Below are 12,056 nucleotides of genomic sequence, written 5' to 3'. Positions count from 1 at the left end.
CAGCAAACTCCCTCACCACAGGGGTTGTGCTATTGCTTGTCGCTCACCTGAAGCTGCCCGTCCCACCCGCCGCCCAGTGCGGCGATCAATTGCACGCTGGCGATCAAGCGGCTCTGCAGCAAGCTCAGCACATTGCGCTCATTGCTCAATGCAGTGGCCTGAACCACCACCACATCCAGATAGGCAATCAGCCCGGCCCGGTACTGATTCCGGGTCAAACGCAAGGACTCGCGCGCCGCCTCCAGGGCTTCCTGACGCACCTTGGCTTCGTCTTCCAGCACCTTGAGCTGCACCAGATAGTTTTCCACTTCACGGAAGCCGTCGAGCACGGTCTGGCGGTATTTAGCGACGGTTTCGTCATAGGCCGCTTCGCTACGATCGACTTCCGCCGAGCGCTGCCCACCGTCGAACAGGGTCATGGCCAGTTGCGGGCCGACTGACCAGAAGCGGTTCGGCACGCTGATCCAGTTGTTAGAGGTGCTGCTGCTATAACCGCCGTTCAGGCTCAGGGTCAGGTCTGGGTAGTAGGCGGCTTTGGCCACGCCGATATTGGCGTTGGCGGCCATCACCGAGCGCTCGGCGGAGGCGATGTCCGGGCGGCGTTCCAGCAACTGCGAAGGCAGGCTCAACGGCACCTGCGGCAATGCCGGGATGTCTTTGGTTTCAGCCACGCTGAACTCGGCTGGCGGCAGACCAATCAGTACAGCAATGGCATTCTCGAACTGCGCGCGCTGCCAGATCAGGTCGACCATCTCTGCCTGAGTGCTTTTGAGCTGAGTGGTGGCCTGGGCCACTGCGTCCTTGCCGGAGACGCCGGCGCGGTACTGGTTTTCGGTCATGGTCAGCGAACGCTGATAGGCCTCGACCGTCGCTTCCAGCAGGCGTTTCTGTTCGTCGATCACCCGCAATTGCAGATAGTTCTGCACCAGTTCCGATTGCTGGCTCAGGCGCATCGCCGCCAGGTCGGCAAAACTCGCCTCGGCGTTGGCCGTGTCGGCTTCCAGGCCTCGGCGCAATTTGCCCCAGACGTCTGCTTCCCAACTAACCCCGGCCTGCGCGGTGTAGGTGTCGCGAATACCGCTGGAGGAACTGCTCAGGCTCGAACTGCTGCTACCGGTGCCCTGGCTGGAACGGTTTTTCCCGACGGTCAGGTCCACCGTCGGGAAAAACGCACCCCGGGCACTGCGCACCAAAGCCTGGGCCTGGCGGTACTGGGCTTCAGACTGGGCGACGGTCTGGTTGGCGCTGTTGAGTTTTTCGATCAGGCCGTTGAGCTGCTGATCGCCATACAGCTCCCACCAGGCACCACGGGCCAGAGAATCGCTGGGGTTGGCCTGACGCCAGCCAGCCGCTTCCTTGTACTGTGCCGGCGCAGCCGCTTGCGGGCGCTGGTAATCCGGGCCGATGGCGCAGGCACTGAGCATCGCCACGCACAGCGACAGGCTCAGCAAACGCGAGCGCTGCGCCGTGATCAGCGGTGCAGCCAGGTTGATAAGCGAACGGTCAGTCATAGCGGAGTTTCCAGAGCAGCATCGGTACGCACCCCACGCCAGTGGTTGAAGCGATGGCGCAGTTTGTCGAGATAGAGGTAAACCACCGGGGTGGTGTAAAGCGTCAGCACCTGGCTGAAGACCAGCCCGCCGATGATGGTCAGGCCCAGCGGCTGACGCATTTCCGCACCTTCGGCACGACTCAGCAGCAACGGCAAGGCGCCAAGAATTGCCGCCAGGGTGGTCATCAGAATCGGTCGCAGCCGTTGCAGACAAGCGCTGCGGATCGATTCCAGCGGCTCCATGCCTTGATGCCGTTCCAGTTGCAGCGCCAGATCGATCATCAGAATCGCGTTTTTCTTCACCACGCCAATCAGCAGAAACAACCCGAGCAAGGAGATCAGGCTGAACTCGCCGCCCAGCACATAGATCGACAGCAACGCTCCGACCCCGGCCGACGGCAAGGTCGAGAGAATGGTCAGCGGGTGAATGTAGCTTTCATACAGCACGCCCAGCACCAGATACACCGCCACCAGCGCGCCGAGAATCATCCACGGCTGGCTCTTTTGGGTCGCGGCGAAGGCATCGGCGGTACCGGCCATTTTCGCGATGACGTCTTCCGGCAAACCAACCTTGGCAATCGCCCGCTCAATGGCAGCCGAGCCCTGCTCCACCGTCACGCCTTCGGCCATGTCGAAAGCGATGCTTTCCGAAGCGAACTGGCCTTCGTGGCTGACCCGGTCGTCTTCCAGGCTGTTTTCATAGTGCGCGATGGTGGACAACGGAATCCGCGCACCGTCGGCGGTGATCACCTGCACCTGCTTGAGCGTGATCGGGTCCTGGGCGTATTTCGGGTTGACCTCCATCACCACCTGATACTGGTTGAGGCTGTCGTAGATCGTCGAAATCTGCCGCTGGCTGTAGGCGTTGTTCAGCACCGCCGTGACCATGTCCATGTCCACGCCCAGACGCTTGGCCTGATCGCGGTCGACAATCAGGGTCACTTGCTGGGCGCCACGGCCTTCGCGTGCGTCGATTGCCGTCAGTTCCGGCAGCGCCTTGAGGGCGGTGACGACTTTCGGATACCACTCGCGCAACGCGCCGAGATCGCCGCTTTGCAGGATGTAGGAATATTGCGAGGAGGTTTGCTCGCGGCCGCCGCCAAATTGCAGGTCCTGATCTGCCATCAGCATCAATTGCGCACCCGGCACCTTGGGCATTTCCTTGCGCAGGCGTTCGATGACTTTCTGCGCGGACAGATTGCGTTCCTTGATGGGCTTGAGCCGCACCAGCATGAAGGCGTTGTTGGTGCCATTGTTGCCACCGATGAACCCGGCGACGCTCTCCACCGCCTCATCCTTGAGCACGGCGCGGCGGAAGATTTCCATCTTCGGCTGCATCACGCTGAATGACAGCCCGTCGTCGCCGCGCACGAAACCGATCAACTGGCCGGTATCTTGCTGGGGCAAGAAAGTTTTAGGAACAACGACATACAACGCGATGTTCACGCCAATCGTCACGAACAGACTGAGCAGGGTCAGCCGACGGTGACGCAATACCCAGTCAAGGCTGGTGGCGTATTTGCCGACCATCCACTCGTTGGTCCGCTGGCTCCAGCGCTGCAGGCGGTTTTCCTGCCCCGGCGTGTGCGGCTTGAGCCAGCGTGCGCAGAGCATCGGCGTCAGCGTCAGCGACACCAGCAACGACACCACAATGGCCGCCGCCAGGGTGATGGAAAACTCGCGGAACAGGCTTTCGATGATCCCGCCCATGAACAGGATCGACAGGAACACCGCCACCAGCGAGACGTTCATCGACAGCAGCGTGAAGCCGACTTCCTGGGCCCCGAGGTAGGCGGCCTTCATCGGCGGTACGCCCTTGTCGATGTGCCGGGAAATGTTCTCCAGCACCACGATGGCGTCGTCCACCACCAGCCCGGTGGCCAGAATCAGCGCCATCAGCGACAGGTTGTTCAGGGAGAACCCGTAGAGGTACATCACCGCAAACGTGCCCACCAGCGATACCGGTACCGCCAGGGTCGGAATCAGCGAGGCGCGGAAGTTACCGAGGAACAGGAACACCACCAGAATCACCAGCGCCACGGCAATCAGCAAAGTCATTTCCGCTTCATGCAGGGTGGCCTTGATCACCGGCGAACGGTCCATCGCCAGGTTCAGCTTGACGCTGGCCGGCAGCACAGCCTGCAGCGCCGGCAATTGCGCCTTGATCTCGTTGACCGTCTCGATGATGTTGGCGCCGGCCTGGCGGTTGATCACCAGCAACACCGCCGCGTCGTCATTGAAGAACCCGCTGTTGTAGCGGTCCTCGACGCCGTCGCTGACCTTGGCCACATCCTTCAGGCGCAAGGCCGCGCCGTCCGCGTAGTGAATGATCAGCGACTCGTAGTCCTTGGCCTTTTCCAGTTGATCGTTGGCCTGCACCTGCCACAGCCGCTGGCCGTCTTCGACCGAGCCCTTGGGCCGGCGCACATTGGCGTTGGCGATGGTGTTGCGCACGTCGTCCAGCGCCACGCCGTATTGGTTCAGTGCCTGGGGTTCGAGTTCGATGCGCACCGCCGGCAACGAACTGCCGCCGATCTGCACTTCCCCCACGCCCTGCACCTGGGACAGGCTCTGGGACAGGATCGTCGAGGCGAGGTCGTAGAGCTGGCCTTTTTCCAGCACGTCCGAGGTCAGCGACAGCACCATGATCGGCGCCTGGGACGGGTTGACCTTCTTGTAGGTCGGCATACTGCGCATGCCGCTGGGCAGCAGGTTGCGCGAGGCGTTGATCGCCGCCTGCACTTCCCGCGCCGCGCCGTTGATGTCGCGGTCCAGGTCGAACTGCAGAATCACTCGCGTCGAACCCTGGCTGGAACGACTGCTCATGGTGTTGACCCCGGCGATGGCGCCGAAGGAACGCTCCAGTGGCGTGGCCACGGTCGAGGCCATGACCTCCGGGCTCGCACCGGGCAGGCTCGCCTGGACCACGATCACCGGGAAGTCCATCTGCGGCAACGGCGACACCGGCAACAGGCCAAAGCTCACACCGCCCAGCAGCATGATCGCCAGGCTCAACAACATCGTTGCGACCGGGCGCTTGATAAAAGGTCCGGACAGGTTCATCGACGCCAGCTCCCGACATCCACCCCTGTGGGAGCGAACTGTGGCGAGGGGGCTTGCCCCCGTTTGAGTGCATAGCACTCACAAGATTTTTGGTATCTGAAAGAGTTGGGGGCTGCTTCGCAACCCAACGGGGGCAAGCCCCCTCGCCACAGCTTGCCGCCCGACGCCATCATACCGCCGCCTCTTGGGCGTCGGACTTGCCGAAACGGCGTCCCAACCGATCGAAGTACAAGTAGATGACAGGCGTGGTAAACAGCGTCAGCACCTGACTCACCAGCAAGCCACCGACCATCACCAGACCCAAAGGCTGGCGCAGCTCCGCGCCGGAACCGGTGGCCAGCATCAGCGGCACCGCGCCGAACAACGCCGCCAGGGTGGTCATCAGAATCGGCCGGAAGCGCAGCAGCGCGGCCTGATAGATCGCCGTTTGCGGGTCCATGCCCTGATTGCGTTCCGCTTCAAGCGCGAAGTCGATCATCATGATCGCGTTCTTTTTCACGATACCGATCAGCAAAATGATGCCGATGATCGCGATCATCCCCAGGTCATTGCCGCTCAACAGCAACGCCAGCAACGCGCCGACCGCCGCCGAGGGCAAGGTGGAGAGAATGGTGATCGGGTGAATGTAGCTCTCGTAGAGCACGCCAAGCACGATGTACATGGTCACCACCGCCGCCAGAATCAGCAGCAAGGTACTCGACAGCGACGCCTGAAACGCTTCGGCCGCGCCCTGGAATTGAGTCTGCACGCCAATCGGCATGCCGATGTCTTTCTGCACCTGATCGATGATCTCGACCGCATGCCCTAACGCCACGCCGGGCGCCAGGTTGAAGGACATCATCACCGCCGGGAACTGGCCGATGTGGGTGATCGCCAGTTGCGCCTGGCGCTCCTCGACATGCGCCAGGCTGGACAGGCGCACCTGACCGCCATCGGTGGTCTTGACGTGAATCTGGTTCAGCGCATCCGGGCCGATCTTCTCGCCGGACTGCGACTGCAACACCACGCGGTATTGGCTGGCCTGGGTGTAAATGGTGGAAATCTGCCGCTGACCGAAGGCGTCGTACAGCGCGTCGGTGATGTTCGACACCGATACGCCGACCCGCGATGCCGCATCACGGTCGATTACCAGATAAACCTGCAAGCCCTTGTCTTGCAGGTCACTGGCGACGTCGGTCAGCTCCGGCCGTTGCGCCAGCGCTTCCACCAGACGCCCGCTCCACAGGCTGAGCAGTTCAGAATCCGGCGACGACATGCTGAACTGGTACTGCGTGCGGCTGACCCGGTCTTCGATGGTCAGGTCCTGCACCGGCTGCATGAACAGGCGAATGCCGATCAGCTTGTCCAGCTCCGGTTGCAGACGCGCGATCACTTCGGTGGCGCTCAGGTCGCGATTGCTGTGGGATTTGAGGTTGATCAGCAGCCGGCCACTGTTCAGCGTCGAGTTGTCGCCATCGACCCCGATGTAGGACGACAGGCTCTCGACGGCCGGATCGGCCAGGATCACCTTGGCCAGTTCCTGTTGCCGCTCGCTCATCGCCGCAAAGGAAATCGACTGCGGCGCCTCGGAAATACCCTGGATCACCCCGGTGTCCTGCACCGGGAAGAAACCCTTGGGCACCACCATGTACAGGAACACCGTCAACGCCAACGTGCCGATGGCCACCATCAGTGTCAGCGGCTGGTGCTTGAGAACCCACTTCAACTTGCGCCCGTAAGCCGCGATCATCCAATCAATTGCAGCGCCACTGGAGCGGTAGAAACGGCCCTGCTCTGCTTCCTTGGGTTCACGCTTGAGCAGCCGCGCGCACATCATTGGCGTCAGGGTCAGGGACACTACGAGTGAAATCAGGATCGCCACTGCCAACGTGATCGCGAACTCACGGAACAAGCGCCCCACCACGTCGGCCATGAACAGCAGCGGAATCAGCACCGCGATCAGCGACAAGGTCAGGGAAATCAGGGTGAAGCCAATCTGCTTGGCGCCCTTGAGCGCCGCTTGCAGCGGGCTGTCGCCCTCTTCGATGTATCGGGAAATGTTCTCCAGCATGACGATCGCATCGTCCACCACAAAACCGGTGGCGATGGTCAGCGCCATCAGGGTCAGGTTATTGACCGAGAACCCCGCGAGGTACATCACGCCAAAGGTGCCGATCAATGACAGTGGCACGGCCACCGACGGAATGATCGTGGCGCTGGCCCGCCGCAGGAACAGGAACGTGACCATCACCACCAGTGCGATGGCGATCAGCAATTCGTGTTGCACGTCGGTGACCGAGGCGCGAATGGTCTGGGTACGGTCGGTCAACACGGTGACTTCGAGACCGGCCGGCAGGTTGTCGGTGATGCTCGGCAGCAAGGCCTTGATCCGATCGACCACTTCTATGACGTTGGCGCCGGGCTGACGCTGGATGTTCAGCAGCACGGCCTGGTTTTCATTGGCCCATGCCGCCAGACGTTCGTTCTCGGCGCCGTCGACGATCTGCGCCACGTCCTTGAGCCGCAACGGCGCGCCGTTGCTGTAGGCGAGGATCAGGTTGGCGTAGTCCTTGGGTGAAGTCAGTTGATCGTTGGCGTCGAGCATCGACACCCGGGTCGGGCCGTCGAAATTGCCCTTGGGCTGATTGACGTTGGAGGCACCGATCAACGTGCGCACGTCCGACAGGTTCAGGCCGTTGGCCGCCAGGGCCTCGGGATTGACCTTGATCCGCACCGCCTGACGCTGGCCACCGGCAATACTGACCATGCCGACGCCGCTGATCTGGGCGATTTTCTGCGCCATGCGGGTGTCGACCAGATCATTGAGTTTGGGCAACAGCATGGTTTTTGAGGTGATAGCCAGCGTCAGCACCGGGGTGTCCGCCGGGTTGACCTTGTTGTACACCGGCGGTGCCGGCAAATCCTTGGGCAGCAAATTGGTCGCGGCGTTGATCGCGGCCTGCACCTGCTGCTCGGCGACGTCCATGTTGATGTCGAGGCTGAACCGCAGGGTCAGCACCGAGGCGCCGCCGGAACTGGTGGATGCCATTTGGGTCAGCCCGGGCATCTGCCCGAACTGACGCTCCAGCGGCGCAGTCACGGCGCTGGTCATGACATCCGGGCTGGCGCCGGGATAGAGCGTCATGACGCGAATGGTCGGGTAATCGACCTGGGGCAATGCCGACACCGGCAGCAGCCGATAAGCGATCACACCGGCCAGAATAATGGCCAGCATGCTCAGGGTCGTGGCGACCGGGCGAAGGATGAACAGCCGCGAGATGTTCATGCGCCGCCCTTTTTCGCCTTGTCGGTGCCCGTCGCGTCAGGTGCAGTGGCGGCCGACTTGCCTTGCAGGTGTTCGGTCGGGGTGGTCGGCACATCCTTGCTGTCGTTGACGACCTCCACTTCGCTGCCTTCTTTCAGGCGGTCGGTGCCTTCCAGCACCACTCGATCACCAGCGGCCAGGCCCTCGGTAATCACCGTGTTGTCACCGTCACTGGCGCCGACTTTCAACTGGCGGATGGTGACCTTCTTGTCGCCATCCATGGCATAGACGAACGTGCCGTTGGTGCCGAACTGGATCGCTGCCGAAGGGGCAAGCACCACACCTTTGAGGGTGTCGGCCAGCAAGTGGACGTTGACGAACTGGTTGGGGAACAGCGCTTGATCGCGATTCTCGTAGCGGGCCTTGAATTTCAGGGTGCCGGTGGTGACGTCGATCTGGTTGTCCAGGCTCTGCAACACGCCAGTGGCCTGCAATTTGGTATCGCCACGGTCCCAGGCTTCGGCGGGCAGCTTGGCACCGGTGCGATAGCGGGCCAGTACGGTGTCCAGGCTGTTTTCCGGCAAGGTGAATGCGACGCTGATCGGTTGAGTCTGGGTGATGATCACCAGCGCCGTGGTGTCGTTGGCCGCCACAAGGTTACCGACGTCCAGCTGACGCAGGCCCACGCGCCCGGCGATCGGCGCGCGAATTTTAGTGAATTCCAGATTGAGTTTGGCGTCGTTGACCGCCGCCTGATTGGTCTTGACCGTGCCCTGGTACTGGGCGACCAGTGCTTCGGCGGTGTCGAGGGTTTGCTTCGCGATACTGTCTTCGCGGTACAGGCCGCGATAGCGCTCGACATCGACTTGGGCATTCTTCAGTTGTGCCTGATTCTGCAGCAAGGTGCCTTCAGCCTGGAGCAAGGCGTTCTGGTAAGGACGCGGATCGATCTCGGCCAGCAGGTCGCCCGCCTTGACCATCTGCCCTTCTTCGAACGAAATCTTGATCAGTTCGCCGCCCACCCGGCTGCGCACATTGATGGTGTTCAGCGCGGTCACGGTGCCCAGCGCCTTGTAATACAGCGGGAAATCGCCTTTGACCGCTGGCGCCACACGCACCGGGACCGGCCCGGTCGCCCCGCCGAACCCCGGACGCATCCCCCCCGACCGACCGGTGTGTCCGGCAACGGCTTTCTGCCCTGCGCCTTCTTTCGGCGCAGCGCCGCCGGGCCAGAATTTCCAGCACAGAGCGGCGATGACCAACAGGACAAACAGGCCAAACAGCCAGCGACGGGGACTACGGGAAACGGAGGATTGCATGGAATGATCAACCATTGGGCGCGTGAGCTTCTTTCTACAGGAGGCTGAACGATAAGCACTGGCGGGTCTGAAGCAAAGCGCCTTTACCGGCAATTTACCTTCGGCTTACGTAACAGGAGGTTTATCTAAGACACTGAAGCACAAATGAAAACGGCCTGGACAGTGCCAGGCCGTTAACAATTGTAATGCTTTACTTATTTAAGAACGGCAAGTGCCGCTTCGTAGTTCGGTTCTTCAGCGATTTCCTTGACCAGTTCGCTGTGCAGAACGTTGTCGTTTTCATCCAGAACCACGACGGCACGGGCCGTCAGGCCTTTAAGCGGGCCGTCAGCGATGGCAACGCCATAGTTCTCGATGAACTCGGCACCGCGCAGGGTGGACAGGTTCTGTACGTTTTCCAGGCCTTCGGCGCCGCAGAAGCGAGCTTGAGCGAACGGCAGGTCAGCGGAGATGCACAGCACGACAGTGTTGGCGACATCACTGGCCTGGGCGTTGAACTTGCGAACCGAAGTGGCGCAAGTCGGGGTGTCGATGCTTGGGAAAATGTTCAGCACTTTGCGCTTGCCGGCGAAGCTCGCCAGGGTCACGTCCGACAGATTGCCGGCAACCAGGGAAAAGGCTGGCGCCTTGGAACCGGCTTGTGGCAGTTGGCCGTTGACTTGAACCGGGTTGCCTTTAAGAGTGACTTGAGCCATGAACGGAGTCCTTCTGAACGTTGATGTAGAGAATTTTGACGAGGCCGAAGTTAACCACGAAATGGTCTGGCGACCTATGGTCAGATACAAATTGTGATGTTTCGTCGCACAAACTGGATACAGGCGTTTCAACAAAGCTTACTAACACTGCATAACCCTGTGGGAGCGGGCTTGTGTGGCGAGGGAGCTTGCTCCCGCTCGACTGCGTAGCAGTCGCAAAGCTTTTGGGGCCGCTTCGCGACCCAGCGGGAGCAAGCTCCCTCGCCACACAAGCCTCGCTCCTACAGACAGATCGGTGTCAGCCAAGCAAACGCAACATATTGCGGTGCCGCGCTTGGAAAATCCGCCGCATGTAGGCATTGACCAGCAACCATTCCAGCGGTGCGCCGCCAATCGCCGCATAGGTCACACGGTCGGTGTACAGCGTACCGCCCTTGCCCGCCGCCACACGGTGTTCATGACGAAAGGCACGCAACGGCCCCTTGAGCATTTCATCGACGAAATGCATGTCACCGACCTCGCGGATCACCACCGTCCAATTCGACGGGATCACGTTGAACATCCAGTGACGGAAACGGAACTGGCGACCGGCTTCGATGCGCAGGTTACTCAAATCAATGTCGCTCAACAGCGTGACTCGCTCTGGAAATATCTTCGGGAAGTTGATGCCTTCCAGGCAGAAATCGAGGACTTGCTCGGGGGTACGATTGGGGACCAGGGTGGTGAGTTCCAGTACAGGCATAGACCGTAACATTCCTTTATTTGGCGGGGTGGCTGAAAGCGACAGTGCTAGGACTTTGCTTGAGCAATGGTCATTTCGGGGTATTCGTTCCGGTCTCTGAACATGATGTAAAGCGGGTCCAGGCCAGATTCCGGCGGGAACACCACAACATAGTCATCGAAACGAATCGCGGCCATGTCGTTGAAAGACTCCAGCAAGGGCACAGGTGAAGACCGGAGGAATCCCAGCCGATACTCGGGGGCCGGCGCCAGGGTTGATGTTGCTTCAAGGGTAGCTGGCGCGCTCCAGCTCACGATCATCGGGGCCGGCCCGTCAGCGGTGAAGCAGTAAGTCTTCATCTGCGCCTCCCAGACAGCAGCTCGCACCCTCACCCTGGAGGACAATACGTTGCCATTAGTCAGCGTAATGGCAACCTGTAGCAACGTGTTTATTTCTCTCAGGCCTCGGGACATCGTCCCTGGTGGAACGGCGTACGTGCCGCTGCTCATCCTGAACGGAAGATCGACTTCGGCATCCGTCGCGGCCAGGCCTTGCCAGTCCTGGCCCTCGATCGGCAGCAACTCGAGCAGAGGAACGCTGAGCCCATACCTCCCCACCTCGGCCCGACTGGAAAAATCGAATTGCAGCACGGCGGCGAATTGACCTTGATGGTCCTGGGTTCCCGAGGTGATCTGCCAGGTAAACTCCGCCACCGCCGAGCGTATGGCTTTTTGCAGTGCTACCCGATGGGTCTCCAAGGGTTGCGAAAGGCCGCCATCGAGGAAAATACCCGGTCGCGCATTGGCAAAGGCAAGCGGCGCAAAAAGCAGCTCGCCCGCCTGGGTAGGCCCTGCTCCCTGCTGATAACGCTGATCAACGAGTTGTGTTTGCGCGACCGCCAGCAGCGCTTCGGCATCCACTTGAAAACGATGGAGACGTTGATTGATTTCATTCAACTTCGCCAGATAACGGTCGTGAGTGGCATTGATCTGCTGGGCGATACTCTGCCACTGCGCGAGTTCGGACCGGGCGTAGGATAGCTCGCGCGGGGCGCTGTCTCTTTTGAACCCGATGCTCATTTTCCAGAATTCGTATCGGCGGGCTGCCACGCGCGCTTCAAATTCAGAAGTTTCCAGAGCACGGATGTCCGTCTCGCGCCCACGGATGTCCACTTGGGCGTTCTGTCGCTGACGCAAGTGTTTGATCTGTTGCTCGAATACACTGAGTGCCGCTTCTGCCGCCCGTTCTGCGTCCGCCAGATCTACAGCGACTTTCTGTACGTCAGCCAGGTTCCAGGCGATACGTTGCTGTGTCATCTGCGCCGGGGTCAACGGTGTTCCCGGTCTTGCAGCAACCGGACGTGGAACATGTAGAAACGGATACATCCTTTACAATCGAGACCGGGGACATCCTTTACGTTTTTGTGGGTTTGAAAGGCGGTTTTCACCGCTTTTCAAACGAC

7 protein-coding genes are annotated in these 12,056 nt (G+C 60.8%); all 7 read right to left on the bottom strand.

Annotated elements, in window-relative coordinates:
- Positions 1–29: 29 nt before the first annotated feature.
- Positions 30–1,511: an efflux transporter outer membrane subunit gene (locus ACQKPC_RS27990; protein WP_427627838.1), complete on the bottom strand. Its 1,482-nt coding sequence runs from the start codon at positions 1,509–1,511 to the stop codon at positions 30–32.
- Positions 1,508–4,615 (bottom strand): efflux RND transporter permease subunit, encoded by a 3,108-nt coding sequence (locus ACQKPC_RS27985; RefSeq protein ID WP_427627836.1) that lies wholly within the window; start codon positions 4,613–4,615, stop codon positions 1,508–1,510. Before ACQKPC_RS27985 ends, ACQKPC_RS27990 begins: the two co-directional genes overlap by 4 nt.
- 169 nt (positions 4,616–4,784) lie before the next feature.
- Positions 4,785–7,880 (bottom strand): MdtB/MuxB family multidrug efflux RND transporter permease subunit, encoded by a 3,096-nt coding sequence (locus tag ACQKPC_RS27980; RefSeq protein ID WP_427627834.1) that lies wholly within the window; start codon positions 7,878–7,880, stop codon positions 4,785–4,787.
- Complete coding sequence (locus ACQKPC_RS27975) at positions 7,877–9,193, bottom strand: MdtA/MuxA family multidrug efflux RND transporter periplasmic adaptor subunit (RefSeq protein ID WP_427627832.1); 1,317 nt, start codon at positions 9,191–9,193, stop codon at positions 7,877–7,879. Before ACQKPC_RS27975 ends, ACQKPC_RS27980 begins: the two co-directional genes overlap by 4 nt.
- Positions 9,194–9,372: 179 nt before the next feature.
- Entirely contained in the window at positions 9,373–9,873 is a 501-nt protein-coding gene (tpx, locus tag ACQKPC_RS27970; RefSeq protein WP_427627830.1) for a thiol peroxidase, read from the bottom strand.
- 298 nt (positions 9,874–10,171) lie between these two features.
- The gene (locus tag ACQKPC_RS27965) at positions 10,172–10,615 is read right to left on the bottom strand and encodes an SRPBCC family protein (protein WP_427627828.1); all 444 of its coding nucleotides are present in this window, start codon (positions 10,613–10,615) and stop codon (positions 10,172–10,174) included.
- 47 nt (positions 10,616–10,662) lie between these two features.
- Positions 10,663–11,925, bottom strand: coding sequence for an S-type pyocin domain-containing protein (locus ACQKPC_RS27960; RefSeq protein WP_427627826.1), 1,263 nt, complete (start codon positions 11,923–11,925; stop codon positions 10,663–10,665).
- Between the last annotated feature and the right edge of the window lie 131 nt (positions 11,926–12,056).

This window comes from Pseudomonas sp. NPDC089918, assembly GCF_050280605.1.
Taxonomy (GTDB): domain Bacteria; phylum Pseudomonadota; class Gammaproteobacteria; order Pseudomonadales; family Pseudomonadaceae; genus Aquipseudomonas.
The sequence above is the reverse complement of the archived record's forward strand: the minus strand, read 5'-3'. Positions and strand labels throughout refer to the sequence as shown.